This window comes from Paraburkholderia guartelaensis (assembly GCF_004353905.1).
In the GTDB taxonomy this organism is placed as follows: Bacteria; Pseudomonadota; Gammaproteobacteria; order Burkholderiales; family Burkholderiaceae; genus Paraburkholderia; species Paraburkholderia guartelaensis.
This window is the reverse complement of the sequence record NZ_SMOD01000001.1, coordinates 430573-450455: the sequence shown is the minus strand read 5'-3', so window position 1 is coordinate 450455 and position 19883 is coordinate 430573. Positions and strand designations below refer to the sequence as shown.

General features: G+C 62.9%; 17 protein-coding genes. 6 read left to right on the top strand and 11 right to left on the bottom strand.

What is annotated here, in order from left to right:
- Positions 1-215: 215 nt before the first annotated feature.
- The 3 genes from E1N52_RS01965 to E1N52_RS01955 all read right to left on the bottom strand — a co-directional run bounded on the left by E1N52_RS01965 (position 216) and on the right by E1N52_RS01955 (position 2781).
- Entirely contained in the window at positions 216-848 is a 633-nt protein-coding gene (locus E1N52_RS01965) for a response regulator (protein ID WP_133179686.1), read from the bottom strand.
- Entirely contained in the window at positions 845-2335 is a 1491-nt protein-coding gene (locus E1N52_RS01960; RefSeq protein ID WP_133179805.1) for a response regulator, read from the bottom strand. The genes E1N52_RS01965 and E1N52_RS01960 overlap by 4 nt, the downstream gene beginning before the upstream one ends.
- Positions 2336-2448: 113 nt before the next feature.
- On the bottom strand, positions 2449-2781 hold the full coding sequence (locus tag E1N52_RS01955) for a hypothetical protein (protein ID WP_133179684.1): 333 nt from the start codon (positions 2779-2781) through the stop codon (positions 2449-2451).
- A 288-nt stretch (positions 2782-3069) separates the two neighbouring features.
- Between E1N52_RS01955 and E1N52_RS01950 the strand changes: the two genes are divergently transcribed.
- Together E1N52_RS01950 and E1N52_RS01945 are read left to right on the top strand one after the other, a co-directional pair.
- On the top strand, positions 3070-4191 hold the full coding sequence (locus E1N52_RS01950) for an ABC transporter substrate-binding protein (protein WP_246088911.1): 1122 nt from the start codon (positions 3070-3072) through the stop codon (positions 4189-4191).
- Positions 4191-6053, top strand: a complete 1863-nt coding sequence (locus E1N52_RS01945) for a PAS domain S-box protein (protein ID WP_133179682.1) — start codon at positions 4191-4193, stop codon at positions 6051-6053. The genes E1N52_RS01950 and E1N52_RS01945 overlap by 1 nt, the downstream gene beginning before the upstream one ends.
- On the opposite strand, the gene E1N52_RS01940 is transcribed toward E1N52_RS01945, so the two are convergent.
- From E1N52_RS01940 to E1N52_RS01925, 4 genes are all read right to left on the bottom strand, one after another.
- Positions 6054-6350, bottom strand: coding sequence for a hypothetical protein (locus E1N52_RS01940; RefSeq protein WP_133179680.1), 297 nt, complete (start codon positions 6348-6350; stop codon positions 6054-6056). It lies immediately after the preceding gene.
- 173 nt (positions 6351-6523) lie between these two features.
- Entirely contained in the window at positions 6524-7147 is a 624-nt protein-coding gene (locus tag E1N52_RS01935) for an HD domain-containing protein (protein WP_133179678.1), read from the bottom strand.
- A gap of 28 nt (positions 7148-7175) precedes the next feature.
- Positions 7176-8237, bottom strand: coding sequence for a patatin-like phospholipase family protein (locus E1N52_RS01930; protein WP_133179677.1), 1062 nt, complete (start codon positions 8235-8237; stop codon positions 7176-7178).
- Positions 8238-8285: 48 nt separating this feature from the next.
- Positions 8286-11693, bottom strand: coding sequence for an adenylate/guanylate cyclase domain-containing protein (locus E1N52_RS01925; protein ID WP_133179675.1), 3408 nt, complete (start codon positions 11691-11693; stop codon positions 8286-8288).
- Between the two features lie 167 nt (positions 11694-11860).
- On the opposite strand from E1N52_RS01925, the gene frmR reads away from it, so the two are divergent.
- Genes frmR through fghA form a run of 4 tightly spaced genes read left to right on the top strand, consistent with a single transcriptional unit; the run spans position 11861 to position 14746 of the window.
- Positions 11861-12133 carry a formaldehyde-responsive transcriptional repressor FrmR gene (gene frmR, locus E1N52_RS01920; protein WP_133179673.1) on the top strand — a complete coding sequence of 91 codons (273 nt, stop codon included), beginning with the start codon at positions 11861-11863 and terminating at the stop codon, positions 12131-12133.
- Positions 12134-12189: 56 nt separating this feature from the next.
- On the top strand, positions 12190-13299 hold the full coding sequence (locus E1N52_RS01915) for an S-(hydroxymethyl)glutathione dehydrogenase/class III alcohol dehydrogenase (RefSeq protein ID WP_133179671.1): 1110 nt from the start codon (positions 12190-12192) through the stop codon (positions 13297-13299).
- Positions 13300-13332: 33 nt separating this feature from the next.
- Positions 13333-13908: an S-(hydroxymethyl)glutathione synthase gene (gfa, locus tag E1N52_RS01910; RefSeq protein ID WP_133179669.1), complete on the top strand. Its 576-nt coding sequence runs from the start codon at positions 13333-13335 to the stop codon at positions 13906-13908.
- Between the two features lie 7 nt (positions 13909-13915).
- A complete protein-coding gene (gene fghA, locus E1N52_RS01905; RefSeq protein ID WP_133179667.1) occupies positions 13916-14746 on the top strand; it encodes an S-formylglutathione hydrolase in 831 nt (276 codons plus the stop codon).
- Positions 14747-14803: 57 nt separating this feature from the next.
- Here fghA and E1N52_RS01900 read toward each other — a convergent pair whose 3' ends face one another.
- The 4 genes from E1N52_RS01900 to E1N52_RS01885 all read right to left on the bottom strand — a co-directional run bounded on the left by E1N52_RS01900 (position 14804) and on the right by E1N52_RS01885 (position 19766).
- Positions 14804-16153, bottom strand: a complete 1350-nt coding sequence (locus E1N52_RS01900; protein WP_133179665.1) for an MFS transporter — start codon at positions 16151-16153, stop codon at positions 14804-14806.
- A 215-nt stretch (positions 16154-16368) separates the two neighbouring features.
- A complete protein-coding gene (locus E1N52_RS01895; RefSeq protein WP_133179664.1) occupies positions 16369-17625 on the bottom strand; it encodes an aromatic ring-hydroxylating oxygenase subunit alpha in 1257 nt (418 codons plus the stop codon).
- Between the two features lie 115 nt (positions 17626-17740).
- Positions 17741-18736 carry a LysR substrate-binding domain-containing protein gene (locus E1N52_RS01890; RefSeq protein WP_246088924.1) on the bottom strand — a complete coding sequence of 332 codons (996 nt, stop codon included), beginning with the start codon at positions 18734-18736 and terminating at the stop codon, positions 17741-17743.
- Between the two features lie 28 nt (positions 18737-18764).
- A complete protein-coding gene (locus E1N52_RS01885; protein WP_133179662.1) occupies positions 18765-19766 on the bottom strand; it encodes a glycine betaine ABC transporter substrate-binding protein in 1002 nt (333 codons plus the stop codon).
- Positions 19767-19883: the final 117 nt, after the last annotated feature.

The following is a 19883-nucleotide window of genomic DNA, read 5'->3' as shown; positions in this document are numbered from 1 at the left end:
GTCACGACCCGCACTGTCTGCCTGCTGGTGGGGTTCAGCCACTTCACGACTGCTGCCCCTAACGACTGCCGCACCGCCATCGCCGCCCCCCACGCTTTAGGTGAAATCATCGTAGACAGCCGTTAAACCGGCCGCCATCGGGACGGGTAGATAGTTCCCTCGGGATTGTCTGGTTCGTTTGTCAGGATTTCCTTCTCGCTGTGCATGGCCGCTCGTTACTCGCCGACCAGGCCATGCCGGATCGCATAGCGGATCACCTCCGCGTTGTTGCCCAGCCCCAGCTTTTGCATCAGCCGCATCTTGTGTGTGCTGATCGTCTTGGCGCTGAGCGCGCACGCGTCGGCGATATCGTTGATGCTCTTGCCCGACGCCAGCATCTGCAGCACCTGGAACTCGCGGTCCGAGAGCACCTCGTGTGGGGGCACATCGCCCGAGTGCTTCTCGAACACCATGGCGTCGACGAGTTTCGGGTCGATAAAGCGCCCACCGTCCGCGAGCTTGCGGATCGCGGCAAGCAACACTTCGGGATCGCTGTCCTTCGTCACATAGCCAGTCGCGCCGGCCCGCAGCGCTCGTGACGCGACCTGGGCTTCGTTGTGGATGCTGAGCACGAGCACCGGCAACGCAGGTTCTTCGGCGCGCACGCGGCGGATGAGATCGACGCCGCTGATGCCCGGCATCGTCATGTCCAGCAACAGGAGGTCGACTTCGCTGGTCCTCAGCTTTTCGATCACCTCCGAGCCCTGCCCGGCCTCCGCCGTCACGACCATGTCGGCAGTCGTCGCGAGGATTTGCTTGAGTCCGCCACGCACGATGGCATGGTCATCGGCGATGAGTATCCTGATCATGGGGTGCTTTCAAGCGGAACGTGGATCGAAATCGTGGTGCCGGACGCAATGCCGATGGTGGGATCTTTGCAAGGCTGGCTGTCGATTCTCAACGTACCACCAATCAGCCTCGCGCGCTCTGTCATGCCCAGCAGGCCGTATGCGTACCTTGCATACGCGGCGGCCACGTCGAATCCGCGGCCGTCGTCGCGAATACGCAAGTCGAGCGAGCCGGGCCCGGTGGTGAGCGTGACCGCGACGCGCTGCGCCGCCGCGTGGCGCGCGACGTTCGTCAACGCAGCCTCCACGATTCGGAACAGCACCGTGGCCTGCATGTCCGACAAGGCGGGCTCGCCGCTTGCCATGTGCAGCTCGCACGGGATGGCGTTGTGCCGGCTCCATTGACTGGTCAGCCATTCGAGCGCCGAAACGAGACCGAAGTTTAGCGCAGCAGGCCGCAGGTGGCTTGCCACGTTGCGGACCATCCAGATCGTGCCTTCGACCAGTTCGCGCATGTCGTCCGCGCGCCCGATCGCCTCCGGATCGTCGGTGAGCCGCATCCTCAACAGCGAGACATCCATTTTCAGCGCAGTCAGCAACTGCCCCAGTTCGTCCTGAATCTCGAGCGCGCTGCGCTTGCGCTCGTCTTCGCGAATCCCTTCCAGATAGGCCGACAGGGCCCGCTGCTGCTCGCGGGAGCGCAAGAGTTCGTCCTCTACGCGCTTGCGGCCGGAAATATCGTGCAGACCCACGTAGATGGCCGGTGCGCCGTCATAGTTCGACAGCCGGGCTGTCGCCATGGCCCAGAACTGGGTTCCGTCCGGCCGGCGCAGTTTCACCTCTGCGTCGCCGAAGCTGCCTTGCGCAGCGAGACAGCGCACCAGTTTTTCGCGCTCCATCGGATCGACGTAGAAATCGACGATATTGACGTTCGCGCTCGCCGCTTCGTCGAGCCGAAACAGTTCGCGAAACCGCGCGTTGGAATAAAGCAGATCGCCGTCGGGCATCGAGGTAATCCCCATCGCCACCGGCCCTGCTTCGACGATCGCGCGAAAGCGCGTTTCGCACGCATTCAGGCCGCGCTGCTGCATGGCGATCTGCCGGGAGGCCGAGCGCAGCGCGATGTGCGTACGGACTCTGGCCATCAGTTCCTCGACGCGCACGGGCTTGCGCACATGGTCGGCTGCCCCGGCGCTGAAACCGTCGGCCAGGTTTCGATGATTGCCTGCCGGCATCATGAGCAGCACCGGAATATCGCGCGTTCGCTCGTCTGACTTCAGGCTGCGGCAGGTCGCCAGGGCGCGCACACTGGCGGCCTCTGCATCGAGCAGAATCAGTTCGGGCTGGGAAGTGCACGCGCGCTCCAGCACTTCGAGGCTGTTGTTCGCGGCGAGCACCTCGAAGCCCTCCCATCCGAGGTGATCGGCGATCAAACGGGTCTCGTTCGGCGTACCGCCCGCGACCAGAATCGTGCAGGGGATCGTTGTCGCGGCCTGCGAGTCAGTCATCGTGCCCACGGTTGCTCCGGCCCTGGTTCCTTTGTTTTGTCCTCGTCGCCAAAGCCATGGCCCTTCGGCAACCCTTTATCACGTATTCAGGTAATACGGATTCCCGCGCCCCGTTAGCCCTCCATGCCGTGCATGCCCTGCGTGGCGAACGAATGCGTCGCGGAGATTTCCGCACGGTCGATCAGTTCGTCGAGACTGCGGGCGAGTTCGCCGAGCGCCGATAATGCGTACAGATCGAGTTTGTCCGCATGGTTGCGGCGCAAGTCTTTCATGCTTTCCTGCAAACGCCGTATCGTGCCCGCGCGGCTGTCCGGCAGCGGCCAGCAGTGCATCAAGTAAGCCAGCGGCGTGAGATTGCGGGACTCGCACCATGTATCGAACAGGCGCATGCAGATCGTGTTCACGTCCTGAACGCCCGCCTTACAGTCGCCCCACTCCGAAATCATCGCGCGTCGCCTCTGCAGCTTCGAAATTTTGCTGACGACATGATGATCCCGCCAATGATCGCGTGCAGTCGTCTTCGACTGCAAACAGGAAAGGGGAACCCTGAATTTCATGTCAGGAAATCCTGAATCCCGGACTTCGATCGGCAATCGCGCCCTTGAATGTCCACAACGAATGACGCTTCTCGCCCGAAGTAAAGCGGATTGTCGGCGAGATTACGTCGCGTTATGCTGCGCGCGACTGCCCCTTCCGTTCCACACAATGCCCCGCATGGCATCCGCTGATTTCGTATGAACAGAAGACAGATGATCGCGCAGTGCGTCGCTCTAGGCGCGAGCCTGGTAACGATGCGGGCGACCATGGCATTGCCGGTCAGCCGCCCGCCGGCAAGCGTCGTATTTTTGAATCCGGGCGAAAGCGTCGAACACGATACGGGCCAACACTGGCAACTCGTGTCGCGCTTCATGAAAGCGACTGCGATACGCTTCGGCATGCAACTCGAAGTGCTTTACGCGGAGCGCGATCATCTGCTGATGCTGCGCCAGGCCGAATCGGTGGCTGCGCGTTCAACGGCACCCGACTATGTGGTGATCGTCAACGAGAAGATGGCCGCGCCCCAGATGCTGCAAACGCTGGCGCGCTCGCCCGCCAAAGTGCTGCTGATCCACAACGATCTGACCGAAGCCCAGCGCACGCAGACCGGCAACGAGCGCGGCCGGATCGCGAACTGGATCGGCACCGTCACCGCCGATGCCGAGCGCGGAAGCTTTCGCCTCATGGAATACCTGATCCGTTTGAACGGCAGCGGGCCTGCACACGTAATCGGCATTACCGGCGACCCTGCCACGCCGGTTTCGGGCGAGCGCGCGGCCGGGGTGCAGGAGGCGCTGGCGCGCCGGCCGCAGGACCATATCGATCAGCTCGTCTACGGAGACTGGAGTTTTTCCGACGGCCGGGACAAGGCGCGTGTGCTGCTCGCGCGCTACCCGGATGCCAATATCCTTTGGGCTGCGAACGATACGATGACGCTTGGCGCATTGAGCGCAGTGGAGGAACGGCATCTGTCCACCATCGTCGGCGGCCTCGGCGCGCTGCCCGAAGCCGTGGCTTCAGTCATTCGCGGCGAACTGGCCGCGATCGTTGCCGGCGATCAGTTCATCGGCGCATGCGCGATGGTCCTCATTCACGATTACCATTACGGCGCGGACTTTGCGCAAGTGGGCGGACCGCGTCAGCGGCTCGACTACCTGAAGGTGCTCGACGGCAGCGACGCCGTGCGTTACGCGGAGATTGCCTTTCACGGCCGCACGTCCCCCGATTTCAGCGGCTTCTCACGCATTCAAAGCCGGCGTGCGGGCGCCTACACGTTCGATCTCGACACCCTGCTCAATTCCCATTCAAAGGGCGTGTGATGCTGCAATCCCTTTTGCGCGCGCGCTTCCCACGCAGTCTGCATGCGCAGCTCATACTCTCGCTGCTGGTGCTCTGTACGCTGGTGGCGGGCACCTCGGCTTTCTTCCTGCTGGAGCATGCGCGCGAACGCCGGATCGCGGAACTCGACGAACGAGCGAACCGCATTGCCGATCTCCTGAGTCAGTCGCTTGCGCAACCGCTCTGGAATGTCGATCGCGAGGCGATTGCGCGGCAACTGAATGTGCTCAAACCGAATCCGGAGGTGGTGAGCTTCACCGTGACCGCGACCAACTATGGCGTGCTTGCCGACGCGAGCAACGCGCCTATGCCTGACCCGCAGGCGCGCGTGGTCCGCGTGCGGCCGATCGAATTCACGCCACCGGGCGACGCGCCGCCCGAAAAGATCGGCGAGGTCCGCGTGGTCTTGACGAGGGCCGCTGCCGACCGCGGTTTCGAGGCCGCGCGCGCGGCGGTGCTGGGAACCCTGGCGCTCGTGCTCGCGGTGGTCTACGTCACGACCTTTCTGCTCATCAAGCACCTGGTGCGCGAGCCGATCCGGCGCCTCGAGGAAATGGTCGACCGCATCGCGTCCGGCGATCTGGAGAGCCGGTGCGCAATCGAATCCAGCGTCGAGCTTGGCAGGCTCGCCGCGCGCGTCAACGTGATGGCGGAGCGGTTGCGCGACTCGACGGCATCGCTCAGGGAGAGCGAGCGCAAATACCGCAGCATCATCGAGAATTCACTCGAAGGATTCTTCGTGCTCGATCGCAACGGCAAACTCTGCGACGCCAATCCCGCGATGGCTCAGTTGCTCGGCTATCGCGACGTCCACGGCATGACGACGGTGCCGGGCGACGACGCGAGCGCAGTTCATGCTACGCCACAGCCGTTCTCCAGCGGGAAAACCGCCCAACTCTTCGCGATGCTGCAAGTGTCCGGCAAGATCGCGGGGCTGGAAATCGAGCTGACCCGCGCCGACGGCACCGCGGTATGGTGTCAGCTCAATGCCCGCGGCATACGCTACGACGGCGCAGGCCCCCGATATCTCGAAGGACAGTTGACTGATATCTCGGACCGCAAGCAGGCGATGGAGATCCTCACACGCCATCGCGATCAGCTCGAGGAGGAAGTGCGCGAACGCACGCGAACCGAGCAGTTGCTGCGCCATTCGCGCGAACAGTTGCGCCAGCTTTCGTCGCACCAGGAATCGATCCGCGAAGAAGAGCGGCGGCAGATCGCCATGACGATCCACGACGAACTGGGCCAGTTGCTCACCGCGATCAAGATCAATGTGTCCTTGCTCAAGCTCGCCCTGAGCCAGGGCGCCGAGTGGCAACAAAAGGTGGGCGACATCGGCGGGCTGGCGGAACGCACCATCGACATCGTGCGCAACGTCGCGAGTCACTTGCGGCCGGCCGCGCTGAACTTCGGCCTCCTTTCGGCGCTCGAATGGCTCGTTCATGACTTCACGCGACACAACGCAACGGTCTGCACGTTCCGGCTCGAAGGTCGCGAACCTTCATTGAGCGACGACCGCGCGACGGCGGTTTTCCGTATCGTCCAGGAGGCGCTCACCAACGTCAGCCGGCACGCGCAGGCCTCGCATGCGGAGGTTGTCCTGCGCTGCATCCATAACCATTTCGAACTCGAGGTCCACGACGACGGGAACGGATTCGACGTGGCGAAAGCGATCCGCGGGGATTCGTACGGGCTACAGGGCATGCAGGAGCGCGCGCGGATGATCGGCGCGCAGTTTCATATCGGTAGCCGTGACGGCCCCGGTTCGACGGTTCGCATCGTGTTCAACGAGACGCCGGAAAACGCCAATCGGGCCTTGTCGACCGACAACGAACTCGGGTAGTTATTCCCCTTCCGCCTGGCGCTTTTCGAGCGCACGCAACATCTCGTTGGTCTTGTCGAGAAACGCGGCGTGATAGGCGCCGGGCAGCGTGACGTCGTCCATCACCGTCATGACGTCTTCGAGCACTTGCCTGAGCACCCCATGGATCTCGCCGCATTGCGCCGGTGTGAGTTTCGGCAACGCCAGTTCGATGAACTTCTGCATGACGAGCGACCTTGCCGCGAGATGCGAAATCTTGATGGTCGTTTCCGCCACTTGTGACTTGAGCACGCTCAACACGTCTTTGCTATCCGCCATGATCACGCGTGTTCCAGGTTCATTGGATGGGTATGCACTCGCCACTCTCGCGCGTGTGCATCATGACTGGCATAACGGCACGGGCATCAGACGGCTACATGCGATTAAGCCGTAAATTGGCGCGCGGGTTTGCTGATTTTTGGGTCAGGAAATCCTGATTTGCCTGCCTGGCCTCAAGTCGCCGCGCCCGGCACCGGCTGAGCGAGCCGCCAGACGAGATTGGCGCGTGCCGCCGCTTCGCAATGCGAATGAAAGTAATCGGTCAGGTAGATGCGCGGCCGCGCGAGCAGGACTTCCAGCATCCGCCGCTCCTGCAAGGCGTACGCATGGTCGTCGAGGTCCGGGCGTTCGGCTCTCAGGCGCATGCCGTTGTCCTGAAACTGGCGGCGCGGTGCGCCCAGTGACGCGAGATCGATGTCGCATGCGAAGCGCGCATCCAGCTCGTCTGGCGCGCGGTTATGCCGGGTCGCGAGAATCGCTTCGCAAATGCGCTCGCAAGCCGCGATGCGATCGTCTGCGCAGCGCCGCAGCCACTCCGCGCTGCGCTGTTCATTGTCCTGAGCACCCGGAACGTAGATCACGTCGTGGCACCACAACGCAAGTTCCACGAGATCGCCATCCGCAATGGCCTCGCGCGCCCGATCGAAATCGCGCAGGCAGCGGCGCACGTGACGCAGCGTGTGGTAGTGCCGCCCCGGTTCGCCATAATGCCGCGCGAGATCGGCAAAGACGGCCTCGGCGCGCGCGCCCCCGCTGCGCGACCATAACTCGACGAAGCGTGCCTGCGTGCGGTTCACGCCTGCTCCTTTGCGCACTGCGCGATGCTCAGAGAAATTCCTCGCGGATGTCGATGCTCGAGCGCTGACCGATATCCGCGTAGTGCTGCGCGAGCCAGGCATCCGCTTCCTTGCGGCCGTTGTCGCGCAGTTCGCACAAGAAATCCCAATCCGCGTTGTACTTGCTCGATACGCTGAGCGCGCACATCGCGGCGTCGGAGCGGATCGAATGAATCAGCATTTCCTTCATCTCGTCGCGAGCGAGCTTGCCTTGCTGGATCAACTCGGTGACGAATGCAATCGCGCGCATTTCGCGCATAAGCGACGAATTGAAACTGATCTCGCTGATGCGATTCAGAATGTCGGCGGCCGTGACCGGCACGCCGGGACGCACGAGCGGATTGATGTGGACGATCACCACATCGCGCGTCTGGCAGTGATAGATCAGCGGATAAATGGCCGGGTTGCCCATATAACCGCCGTCCCAGTAGTGCTCGCCTGCGATCGTGACGGCATGGAACAGCGTCGGCACACATGCGGAGGCGAGCACGGCGTCCGCGCAGATGTCCTCACCGCTGAAGAGGCGAATCTTGCCCGTCTCCACGTTGGTCGCGCACAGGTACAGCAGAATGGGGCACGCCTTGCGCAGCGCGGCAAAGTCGACCTGGTTTTCGAGCACCTGGCGCAGCGGGTTCACGTTGCCCGGATTGAACTGATAGGGCGAGAACACGCGCAGCATGATGTCGGCCACCGCGTAGAGCGGCGAATGATCGAGCCCGAAGCTGTGCGAGCCCTTGAGCCACGGCACCCAGCGCAGCGGATTGTGGCGCTCGGCCGACTCGGCCACCGCTTCCCAGAAGTCGTGCAGCGCCTGGCGCGCTCCGCCCACGCCTCCCTGCAACAGTCCGTACGCGAGCACCGCACCATTCATCGCGCCGGCACTCGTTGCGCTCACGCCTTCGATCGCGAGCCTTTTGTCTTCGAGCAGGCGGTCGAGCACGCCCCATGTGAACGCGCCGTGCATCCCGCCGCCCTGCAAGGCGAGCGCGATCGGCCTGGGCGCCGCGGAATCGTGATCGCTTTTCTGGCTTCTTGTTCGCTTCGTCGCCATGGGTCGCCTCCTCGGGCGGTACGCTCATCCATGCACGTCATCGACCGCTCACGCATCGCTCGATTCGAGCGCGTCCAGCAATGTCCTGGCTTCTCGCAGGTCGGCGGTGTCGAAACCCTCTGTGAACGTGTCGAGCACTTCGGACAGCACCTGTCTCGCCTCGTCCGATCGACCTGCACGCTGCCACAGGCGCGCCAGACTCGAAGCCGCGCGTAACGCCAGCGACCCGGCGCCTTGCGCGCGAGCCACAGCCATCGCTTTGACAAAGCACGCCTGCGCCTCTTCACTCGACGCGCCTTGCAGCAAGGTCCCCTTGAGCCGATGCAATTCGGCCTCGTAGAAACGCTCGCCGGTTGCGTTCACGATCGCCATGGCTTGCTCCAGCGTGCGCAGGCCACCTTCCATGTCGCCGGCTCTGCCCTGGCAGTCGGCCAGCAAGCCCAGAAAGTACGAGCGGTGTTCCTCGCCGCCAGCGGACTGTTCGGCGTGCAAGCCTTTGCGCAACTGGGCGATGCCTTCCTGCAAGCTGCCCGGTTCGATGCGCGCCCAGCCCGACAAAATGCTTCCCCAGGCGAACCAGTACGGCAAGCCGTGTTCGTTCGCGACCGAGAGCGTCGCTTCGGCGCGCTCCCGCACCAGCGGCGCCTCGCGCCGCATCTGATGCAGTTCGGCCACATAAGCGAGCGTAAATGCGAGCGTCGGCCCGTAGGCGAGCTTGCGCGCGAGCGCAAGCGCCTCCATGCTGCGCGCATGCGCCTGATCGGGATAGCCTTGAAGCCAGCGGATCAAGGCCAGAAAATTCAACGCGCGGCTTCCGGGATCCACGCCATGCGCGAACACATGGGCCTGATGGCGCTCGGGATCGTAGAGCGCGAGCGCCTGCTCCAGGTGCGCGGCAGCCGCGTCCAGTTCCCCCTGCAGGAAGAGGCACGCGCCGAGTGCGCCGTGGGCCTCCAGCAGCCAGTCGAGATCCTTTGCGTGCTCCGCCATGCGCAGCATGCGCTCGCCCAGTTCGCACGCCACCGCGTAATTCGCGCGCGTCATGTTATGGATTCTCAACCCGAGCAGCGCCGCAAATAGCTGTGGTGTCTCGCCGAGCTGCTCGCCCAATTGCCGTGCGCGCGTGTAGGTCGCAGCGACCTCGGGCGCGCCATAGCCGCGCACGTTCATCAAGGCCGGCCCCAACGCCAGCAGCAACGTCAGCTCGCGGGAGGCGCGCGCGGGCGTATCGGGCAATCGCTCGAGCAGCCCCAGGGCGGCGCCGAGGTGATGCATCGCGTCGGGATCGGCGGCGTGCCTGAGCGCCTGCTGCCCCGCGCGGTGCAGATATTCCACCGCCTTCGGAATATTGCCGCTCAGACTGTAGTGATGCGCCAGTTCGCTGCAGTAGTCCGCGATACGCGTGGGAAACAGCGCTTCGATCGCCTTCGCGGTGCGCTCGTGCAACGCGCTGCGACGTTCCGTGAGCAGCGAATGGCCCGCCACTTCCTGCGTCAGCGCGTGCTTGAACGAGTACTCGACCTCCGGGTAAGCCGGCCGCTCGTAAATGAACTCCGCGGCTTCGAGGTGCGCGAGCAGCCCGCGCAGGTCGTCGTCGGTGCGCGCGAGCTGTCCGCTGCAAATACGCTGCATCAGGCTGAACGGAAACTCCTTGCCGATCACGGCGAGCGTTTGCAGCAGTTCCTTCTGCGCGAGCGGAAGCCGGTCGATACGCGCGGCGAGCACGCCCTGCACCGTCGTCGGAATGTGCAGCGCGGCCGGTGTCCGCTCGATCCGGTAGCGCCCCGGCTCGCCGAGCAGCGAGCCCTCCTCCGCGAGCGTCTGCACCACCTCCTCCATGAAGAACGGATTGCCTTCCGTCTTTTCGAGGATGCGTTGCTTGAGGGGCAGGAGCGAGGCGTCGTCGCCGAGCAGGACCGTCAGGAGTCCCTGGGCTTCGCCCGGCCCGAGCGCTTCGAGCCGAAGCTGGCTGCATTCCCATGCCGGCCGATACTCCGGCCGGAAGTTCACGAGCAGCAGGATACGCGTGTCCGGCACGCGCTCGACAAGATAGACGAGGAACGCCTCGGTCTCGCGGTCCAGCCATTGCAGGTCTTCGAACAGCAGCTCGACAGGCTGGCTTTGGCTCTCACGCGTGAGAAGTTGCGTGATGGCGTCGAACGTCCGATCGCGGCGAATCTTCGGGTCCATGTCCGGCAGCGCCGAAGCCGATTCTCCCATGCCGAGCAGATACAGCAGGTAAGGCACGAGGTCCTCGAAACTGCGCTCGAGCGTCAAGACCTTGCCGACGACTTTCTCGCGGCAACGCCGCTCATCGTCGCGTGCGGTGATCTGAAAATAGCTCTTCAAGAGTTCGATCAGCGGCAGATTGGCGAACGCCTTGCCGTGCGAGACTGAAAACGTTTCCAGCACCAGACACCCTCGCCGGGAACGCTCCTTGAATTCGTGAAAGAGCCGTGACTTCCCGACACCGGCTTCACCGACCACGCCGACAACCTGCCCTCGCCCCGCCCGCACCGTTTCCAGCGCCTGGTTCAGGTGCGCCATTTCCGCCTCGCGTCCGACGAAGCGCGCGAGGCCGCGATGTGCAGCCAGTTGCAGTCGTGTTCGCAGTGCGCCCGGACCCAGCACCTCGTAGACGGGAAGCGGCTCGGGAAGGCCCTTGACCTGGGCTGCCCCCAGCGCCTTGAACTCGAAATAGCCTTCGGCGAGTTTGTGAGTCGATTCGCTCACCAGGATCGACGTGGGCGTGGCGATGCCCTCCATGCGCGACGCAATGTGGATCGTGTGGCCAACCGGGTCGTAATCGGTGTGCAAATCGTCGGTGCGGATCGAGCGTACGACGACCTCGCCGGTGTGCACACCCACACGAATCTGCAGCGGAATGCCTTTTTCCAGCCGAATGCGGTCGCCATGCCAGCGCATGGCCTGCTGCATCCGCAACGCCGCGAACAGCGCGCGTTGCGGATGGTCTTCGTGGGCGATCGGCGCGCCAAACAGCGCGAGGATGCCGTCACCCAGCGATTTGGCGACGTAGCCCTCGTAATAGTGGACGGCTTCCATCATCAATGCGACGACGGGTTCGATCAGATGGTGGGCCTCTTCCGGATCGAGGCCGTGAATCAGGGCCGTGGAGCCGGCCATGTCGGCAAACAGCGCTGTGACGGTCTTGCGCTCGCCCGCGGTCTCGCCTCTTGCCTCCATGGCCACGTGCTCGGCACGGATACGCTCAGCCAGGTGATGGGGCGTGTAATGAATTGGCGCAGGCGGTGGTTCCGCAGCGGATTGCGCAGACTCCGGCGCCCCACTGAGTTGCGCCCCGCACTCGTTGCAGAATCGGGCGGCTGCGGCGGCCTCGTGCCCGCACCGGGGACACGTGCGCGTGAGCATGGTCCCGCATGCTTCGCAGAATCTGGCCTGGTTGAGATTCTCGAATCCGCAGTTTGTGCAGCGCATACAACCTCGTCGCGGCCAGGGACCAACATGGGTTCATTATGCGCCGCATGTCCTGAGGGAACAGCCCCGATATTCACCAGGCATCACGTCGGCGACATCAATGCAAACGTATACTCCCTGCCAGTATTCGCCTATACTGCCCCACAGTATCCTCAATCGATGCCGTCATGCCTCATTCCCCCGAAGAAAAGAAGCGCGTGCTCACGCGCGTGCGCAAGGTCCGCGGCCAGCTGGACGCGCTCGAGCGCGCGCTGGAGCAAGGCGCGGACTGCGCGCCGGTGCTCCAGCAACTGGCGGCAATTCGCGGCGCGATCAACGGCGTGATGGCCGGTGTGCTCGAAAGCCACCTGCGTGAAGAATTCACCCACCTTGCGGGATCAGCGGAGTCTCCGGGATCGATCGACGATGTGGTGACCCTCGTTCGAACCTATTTACGCTAGCTCGCCGCGGGATTTCCCGCACCGATCTGGCCAACCCTCTTTTTTACAGGACTACTATGAAATCGCGTGCTGCAGTTGCGTTTGCGCCGGGCAAGCCCCTCGAGATCGTCGAGATCGACGTCGAACCGCCCCGCAAGGGCGAGGTGCTGGTCAAGATCACGCATACCGGCGTTTGTCATACCGATGCCTTCACGCTCTCCGGCGACGACCCCGAAGGCCTCTTCCCCGTCGTGCTCGGCCACGAAGGCGCCGGGATCGTCGTGGAAGTGGGTGAAGGCGTGACCAGCGTGAAGCCGGGCGATCACGTGATCCCGCTTTACACCGCCGAATGCGGTGAGTGTCTGTTCTGCAAGAGCGGCAAGACCAATCTGTGCGTGTCCGTGCGCGCGACCCAGGGCAAGGGCGTGATGCCCGACGGCACGAGCCGCTTCAGCTACAACGGCCAGCCGCTCTATCACTACATGGGCTGCTCCACGTTCAGCGAGTACACCGTGGTGGCCGAAGTCTCGCTCGCGAAGATCAACCCGCAAGCCAACCCCGAGCAGGTGTGCCTGCTGGGCTGCGGCGTGACCACGGGTCTGGGCGCGGTGAAGAATACCGCCAAGGTGCAGGAAGGCGACACCGTCGCCGTGTTCGGGCTGGGCGGCATCGGCCTCGCCGTGATCCAGGGCGCGAAGCTCGCCAAGGCCGGCCGCATCATCGCCGTCGACACCAATCCGGGCAAGTTCGATCTGGCGCGCGCCTTTGGCGCCACCGACTGCGTGAACCCCAAGGATCACGAGAAGCCCATCCAGCAGGTGATCGTCGACATGACGGGCTGGGGCGTGGATCACAGCTTCGAATGTATCGGCAACGTCAACGTGATGCGTGCGGCGCTCGAATGCGCGCACCGTGGCTGGGGCCAGTCGGTCGTTATCGGCGTGGCCGGCGCGGGTCAAGAGATCTCCACGCGCCCGTTCCAGCTCGTGACGGGCCGCCGCTGGCTCGGCACGGCCTTTGGCGGCGTGAAAGGCCGCTCGCAGTTGCCGGGCATGGTCGAAGACGCGATGGCGGGCAAGATCCAGCTCGCGCCGTTCGTCACCCACACGATGCCGCTCACGGGCATCAACGAAGCCTTCGACCTGATGCACGAGGGCAAATCGATCCGGAGCGTCGTTCACTACTGACACTGAACTGACACAAATCGAAGGAGAGAGACCATGGCCTCAGCCATTCACCCCACGGTTGACCGCGGCATCCAGAAAGGCGCCGAGAACTTCGCGGGCGGCACGCTGCGCTGCCAGTGCGCACAAGATCCGGTCGAAGTCCGCATCGACTCGCAGGTCCTGTTCAACCACGCCTGCGGCTGCACGCAGTGCTGGAAGCCCGCAGGGGCGCTGTTCTCCGTCGTGGGCGTCGTGCCGCGCGACAAGGTGACAGTCACGGCGCACGGTGAAAAGCTGAAGGTCGTGGACGACAAAGCCACGATCCTGCGTCACGCCTGTACGGCCTGCGGTACGCACCTGTATGGCCGCATCGAGAAGAAGGATCACGCATTCTACGGTCTCGACTTCATCCACACGGAGCTATCGAAAGATACGGGCTGGGACGGCCCCGGTTTCGCGGCCTTCGTCTCCTCGATCATCGAGAGCGGCACGCCGCCTTCGGCCATGGCCGACGTGCGCCAGACGCTGCGCGACAAGGGCCTCGAGCCGTACGACTGCCTGAGCCCCGCGCTCATGGACCTTCTCTCCACCCAGGCCGCCAAGGCCAAAGGCACTTACCGGGAGGCCTGAAACGCTTATGGAGCGCATTGAACGACACGTCAGCCACGGCGGAAGCCAGGAGGTCTGGAAGCACGCCTCTTCCGCCGTTGGCGGCGAAATGAAGTTCGGCATCTACTTGCCCGAGGCCGCGCTGCGCGGGCAGAAATGCCCCGTGTTGTACTGGCTTTCGGGTCTGACCTGCACCGAGCAGAATTTCATCACCAAGGCGGGCGTGCAACGCTACGCGGCGGAACACGGCATCATCGTCGTCGCGCCGGACACCAGTCCGCGTGGCGGCGATGTGCCCGATTCGCCCGACTACGATCTCGGCCAGGGCGCGGGCTTCTACGTGAACGCCACGCAGGAACCGTGGGCGAAGCATTTCCGCATGTACGACTACGTGGTCTCCGAATTGCCCGCAGTCGTCGAAGCCGGGTTCGCAGCGAGCGAGGCGCGCTCGATCAGCGGACATTCGATGGGCGGGCACGGCGCGCTGGTGGTTGCGCTGCGCAATCCAGGCCGTTATCGCAGCGTATCCGCGTTCTCGCCGATCGTCGCGCCAAGCCAGGTGCCGTGGGGCGAGAAGGCGCTCACCGCCTACCTCGGCGATGACCGCGCGGCGTGGAAGCAGTATGACGCCGTGGAGCTGGTCGGCCACGCGAGCGAACGCTTGCCGCTACTCGTCGAACAAGGCGGCGGCGACGACTTCCTGAATACGCAGCTACGGCCTGAACTGCTGCAGGCGGCCTGCGAAAAGGCGGGGCAACCGTTGGCGCTCAAGATTCGCGAAGGCTACGACCACAGCTATTACTTCATCGCCAGCTTCATCGGCGAGCATATGGCCTTTCACGCCAAAGCATTGGCTTGAAGCGCGCCCGGCGCCCGGCCGCTTGTTTCAGCGGCCGGGCGCGTTTTCTAAAGTCGTTTATACGCGAGGCGCCGAGGCCTCACTGAGCAATTTGCCCTTGGTCTCCGGCGCGAGAACAAAAGAAACGATCCCGCCGACAAGGCTGATCGCCGCGGCGATGAGCAGCGCTGCGCCGATTCCAAGCGACCCAATCGCCACCGGCAACAGAAAGGTCCCCATCGCGGCGCCCACGCGGGAAACGGCGGTTGCGAACCCCACGCCTACGCCACGGATTTCGGTAGGAAACACCTCGCCGGGATAGACGCCTGTTAGCGTCGTGGAAACGGCGTTGAACAACGAGAAGGTGAAGAACGAGACGAGGATGATCGCAGATGAAACGTGCGCAAACACGGCGACACTCGTCAACGCGACAGTGGAAATAAAGAACGGCGGAATCGCCAGCTTGCGCCGGCCCACTCGCTCGATAAACGCCACGGCGACGATCGTCCCCAGTACGGCGAACGCGTTGAGCACCAGACCGCCGGTCAATCCCTCCTTGAGCCCCAGCTTCTCCAGTACGATCGGCGCGAATGCACCAATCGCAAAGTACGGCGTCACGTTGCACACCCAGAACACGGACACGAAGATCGTGGTTTTGAGGTAGCCCGGAGAAAAGAGGCTGCGAAAACCCAGCTTTTCCCTCGAAGCAGGCGATTGCAAATCGCGCTGCTCTTCGTACCCCATGTATTGCGAGGCGAGCGCGTTGGCCTCGGTCACGCGGCCCTTGCTCATGAGCCAGCGCGGGGACTCGGGCGTTCCGAGGCGCAGAAGAAAGACGATTGCGGACGGCACCGTACTCAGTCCGAGGATGACGTGCCAGCCTGCCGTAGCGGAGACGGTCAGTGCCCAGCCGGCCGCGTAGGAGACGAGGTAGCCTACATACCAGACCACTTCGATCATCGCGAGCAGCTTGCCACGCATGCGCGCCGGTGCAAATTCAGCAAGCAGCGGCCAGCCGATCGAGTAGTCCGCGCCGATTGCCACGCCCATCAACACGCGAACGGCGAAGAGTTGCCACGCTTCGGTCACGAAAAACTGCGCAGCGGAGCCCGCCAGGAAGACGGCAAGGTCCACGGTGAACATCGGCCGGCGGCCCACCCTGTCGGCCAGCCATCCGCCCAGCGGGCCACCAATGAAGATGCCGATTAGCGCCGACGCCCCAATCAACCCCTGCCACATCAGCGAAAGCTGCAGGTCTTGGGTGATGGCCGGCATGACGATGCCGATGCAGCCCAGAATAAAGCCATCGATAAACATGCCGCCGGAAATCACGCCGGTGAGCTTCGCGATGAACCTGCGCTGTTTGCCCGCCAGCGAGGCCGCGGAAACATCGGGCGTAGCAACGGTATGCGAGAAAGCCTTTGACATGGTGATGTCCTGAATGGGCGCCGCCCGGGTTGCGCCTTCGACACCGGCGAAACCTTTCAGCACCCCGTCTCCCAAGAAGGTTGATATGCCAGCAGCAAACGCGGTCTTGTTCCGGGTACTCCGGTCGAGTATGCGCCCGGCTGCGCTTCATGAACAATTGCGGATTGCCCGGGATTGGGGACTATCCGCAATGGGCTGCACCACCTTTCAACGCTTTAGATTCCGTGGGCCTTGAGACGCGACGCGTACCAGCCAACGAACTGGTCGACATAGGCTTCCGTGAACGGCGAATACGGCCCGGGAATGTAACCGGGATCTTGCGCGCCCCGGTGATTGATAGCGACGAGACTGGCGTCCTGCGCGTTGGTGGCGACCCAGACTTCGGTTAGCTTTTCGACGTCGTAATCCACGCCTTCGACGGCGTCGGCGTGGACGAGCCACTTCGTGCGCACGAGCGTCTTTTCCGGGCTGAGCGGAATGATGTACGAGATCATGGCGTGGTCACTCATCACGTGGGTCCACGAGTTGTGCGTCCACATGTGTGTATCGCCCAGATCGCGTCGTGACGAATCGCCGAGCAGCTTCTGGCACGCCACCTTCGTGTCCATGGTTTGCGATTCGCCGCAGCCGGCAATGACGAGGCGTTGCGTGCGGAACTGCGTGGCCACGTCTGCGCCCAGTTCTTCCACCGGCGAGCACAGCAATCCGTCTTGCTCCCAACCCGCCTGGCTGGCGGCATTGCGCTTGTGGTAGTCGTCGAGCGCGCGCAACGACTCCTCAGTCATTTCGTCGGTGCTGAAGCCAAAGTCCTCCGGCAGAAAGGAGACCGTCAGCTCCGGGTGCCCCGCTTCGCAGTGGTAGCACTCGCGGTTGTTCTCCATGACGAGCTTCCAGTTGCCGTTTTCGATGATCTCGGCTTCGTGCGCGATTTTCGTGTTGCGCAAATCGTATGAGGCAAAGCGCGGCGTCATCGTCGCTTCCAGCGTGGCGATATCGGCGGGCGGTGCGTCAGCGAGACAGATGAATACGTGCGTACCGACGACTTTGACATGCACCGGCAGCAGGCTGCGGCACGTCGCGTCGAAATGCTTACCCATGTGCTTCGTATGGCACAGGCTACCGTCGAGATCGTACGTCCACTGATGGTACGGGCAAACGAGCTTGCCGACCGTCGACTTCCCGGCTTCCTTCAAGCGCGCGCCACGGTGACGGCATACGTTGCGAAAGGCGCGAATGCCTTCGTCGTCGTCCCGCACGAGAATGACCGATGCCTTGCCGATATCGACAACGGAAACATCGCCCGGCTCCGGTATGTCCGCCGTTACGCCGACCAGGATCCAGTGCTTCTGGAAGAAAACATCAACGTCGGTTTCAAACACATCTTGCCGGATGAAAACCTCGCCGGGCAATCCGCATCCTTCCTCGCGGCTCCGGATCAGCTCGCCAAGGGTTTTCAACTGAACTTCAGACATTGACTCTCTCCAACATTGATGGGGATTGCGGGACTTCGAATGTTCCCGCGTCAATTGCAGTGTTGAATTGCAAAAAGACAGCGTCAATGCGCTTTATTTTCGCCAACGTATAACTTCAGATTATGGATTGTGCTTCCCTGTTTTCCGATCTCACGTCATCCTGACTATCTGGGCATGACGAGCTGGCTCCAGCAGCGCTTCTCAGCAACTCCATGAGCGTTTGAAGGGTCGGCGTGACGGTTCGACCGTGAGGTACCACCATGTAATACGCGTCACGCAGCGGGAGCGAAGCGCTCGTGAGGCGGACCAGCTCGCCCGATGCGAGATGCTCATGGAGCAGCCTTCCCCAGCCGAGCGCGACACCCTGCCCTAACCGTGCGGCCTGAACGGCATCCGTGTAAAGGCAAGTGCGCATGCCGTAATTCAGTCTGGCCGGTTGCGCGCCCTTCGCCCTGAACCATTCCGCCCAGGTCAACCAGCCCTCAGACGTTGGGTCGTCGGCAATGAGCGTCATGTTCGCCAGCGCTTCGAGTGACTCCGGCACACCGTATTCGTCTCTCCACGCAGGGGAACACACCGGAAACACGTGCTCATCGAACAACAAATACGAGGTCCCGTCACTCCACTTGCCGTTGCCCCAGCGCACCTCGGCATCGACTTCGCTGTGACGAAGGTCCCCTGTAAACATCGTCGTGGTGAGGCGAACGCGCAGATTCGGGTGAAGTAGTTTCAGTCTTGCGAGACTCGGCATCAACCTGAAATGCGAGAACGCGGCGGTCGTCGCGAGCACGAGTTCCTCGTTGTCCTCGACGCCGGTCGAGAGGCGATCGAATACCCCCGCGATCTTCCCCATCGCCTCCGAGACGACTCCGTATAACGCCTCGCCCTCGCTGGTCGGCAACGTCGTGCGGTGCAGCCTGTCCAGCAAGCGCACGCCGAGCAACTCCTCGAGCAGCCGGATCTGCCGGCTCACGGCGGCCTGCGTCACACCGAGTTCCGAAGCCGCATGCGTGAAACTTCGCAGCCGCGCAACCGCCTCGAATTCGACGAGTGCCGTGAGCGAAGGAATCAGTCGCCGATAGCCCTTTGCACGCTCCATCGCAACTTTCATCATGAAGTCCCGTGGCCATCGAGGGGGATTACAACGACGCCTTGATTTTCTCGGCCGCGGCCGGCGTGACCCACTTCGTCCAGACATCCTGCTTCTCTTTGAGGAAGCGTTTCGCGCCATCCTCGCCGGTGGCCTGGTTGTCGGTCATCCACACCATGATTGCCTGAAGATCGGCGGTCTTGAATGTACGCGTGTCCAGATACTTCATGACGTCCGGGCTCGCGTGGTCTGCAAACGGCTTCGCCACCAACGTATACAACTGCCCGACCGGCCACGCCGTCGGCTTCGGGTCAGGACAGCTGGCAACAGTCGTACACCGCTTCCATTCGGCCTCGTCGACCGGAACGCCTGCTTCGAGCCTCACCATCTTGTACTTGCCGAGAAGCGAAGTCGGCGACCAGTACACGCCCAACCAACCCTGCTTGCGTTCGTAGGCCTTGGCAATCGATCCATCCAGACCCGCGGCCGAGCCGGTGTCGACGACACGGAAGCCGTCGCTCGCGGCGTTGTACGCCTTGAACAGTTGCGCAGTGTTGACTGTCATGCCCCAGCCCTGCGGGCCGTTATAGATCGCACCCTTGCCGGGGTTCTCCGGGTCGGGAAAGAGTTCCGGGTGTTTCAGGGCATCGGGAATCGTTTTAATTTCCGGATGCGCGTCCGCGACATACTTGGGTATGTACCACCCATAGACCGCGCCCTCCTGAATGGTCTTCGCCCCCTTGACGATCTTCTTTTCATCGAGGCCTCGCTGCACGATTACAGGCAGCAAGGCGATGGCGCCTTCCGAAACGATGTCGGGCTTGCCCTTGTCGACCATGGAAGTGATCGTCGGAACCGTGTCTCCAATGACCATATTCACCTGGCAGTCGTAGCCCTCCTGAAGGATGACTTTGTCAACGGCTGATTCGAGTTCGGCGCTTTGCCAGTTCATGCTGGCAATCGTCACGCCTCCGCAACCGGCGGCATTTGCTTGCGAACTGCCGCAGAACACACCGACTGCAACAAGTGCTCCTGGAAATTTCAGTTTCATTGCCGTTTCCTGATGAGTTGCCGGACCTAGCCCGGTATGCGTTGGCGTAAGTGTCGTCCATATTCCGATTTATATCGGAAACCTAACCATTTTCTTGTGACTACTCTTCCTGCATCG

What these genes read in the sequence shown, in the direction of transcription:
- E1N52_RS01965 (WP_133179686.1), bottom strand. Translation starts at nt 848, where the DNA reads ATGATCAGGATACTCATCGCCGATGACCATGCCATCGTGCGTGGCGGA.
- E1N52_RS01960 (WP_133179805.1), bottom strand. Translation starts at nt 2,335, where the DNA reads ATGACTGACTCGCAGGCCGCGACAACGATCCCCTGCACGATTCTGGTC.
- E1N52_RS01955 (WP_133179684.1), bottom strand. Translation starts at nt 2,781, where the DNA reads ATGATTTCGGAGTGGGGCGACTGTAAGGCGGGCGTTCAGGACGTGAAC.
- E1N52_RS01950 (WP_246088911.1), top strand. Translation starts at nt 3,070, where the DNA reads ATGAACAGAAGACAGATGATCGCGCAGTGCGTCGCTCTAGGCGCGAGC.
- E1N52_RS01945 (WP_133179682.1), top strand. Translation starts at nt 4,191, where the DNA reads ATGCTGCAATCCCTTTTGCGCGCGCGCTTCCCACGCAGTCTGCATGCG.
- E1N52_RS01940 (WP_133179680.1), bottom strand. Translation starts at nt 6,350, where the DNA reads ATGGCGGATAGCAAAGACGTGTTGAGCGTGCTCAAGTCACAAGTGGCG.
- E1N52_RS01930 (WP_133179677.1), bottom strand. Translation starts at nt 8,237, where the DNA reads ATGGCGACGAAGCGAACAAGAAGCCAGAAAAGCGATCACGATTCCGCG.
- E1N52_RS01925 (WP_133179675.1), bottom strand. Translation starts at nt 11,693, where the DNA reads ATGCGCTGCACAAACTGCGGATTCGAGAATCTCAACCAGGCCAGATTC.
- frmR (WP_133179673.1), top strand. Translation starts at nt 11,861, where the DNA reads ATGCCTCATTCCCCCGAAGAAAAGAAGCGCGTGCTCACGCGCGTGCGC.
- E1N52_RS01915 (WP_133179671.1), top strand. Translation starts at nt 12,190, where the DNA reads ATGAAATCGCGTGCTGCAGTTGCGTTTGCGCCGGGCAAGCCCCTCGAG.
- gfa (WP_133179669.1), top strand. Translation starts at nt 13,333, where the DNA reads ATGGCCTCAGCCATTCACCCCACGGTTGACCGCGGCATCCAGAAAGGC.
- fghA (WP_133179667.1), top strand. Translation starts at nt 13,916, where the DNA reads ATGGAGCGCATTGAACGACACGTCAGCCACGGCGGAAGCCAGGAGGTC.
- E1N52_RS01900 (WP_133179665.1), bottom strand. Translation starts at nt 16,153, where the DNA reads ATGTCAAAGGCTTTCTCGCATACCGTTGCTACGCCCGATGTTTCCGCG.
- E1N52_RS01895 (WP_133179664.1), bottom strand. Translation starts at nt 17,625, where the DNA reads ATGTCTGAAGTTCAGTTGAAAACCCTTGGCGAGCTGATCCGGAGCCGC.
- E1N52_RS01890 (WP_246088924.1), bottom strand. Translation starts at nt 18,736, where the DNA reads ATGAAAGTTGCGATGGAGCGTGCAAAGGGCTATCGGCGACTGATTCCT.
- E1N52_RS01885 (WP_133179662.1), bottom strand. Translation starts at nt 19,766, where the DNA reads ATGAAACTGAAATTTCCAGGAGCACTTGTTGCAGTCGGTGTGTTCTGC.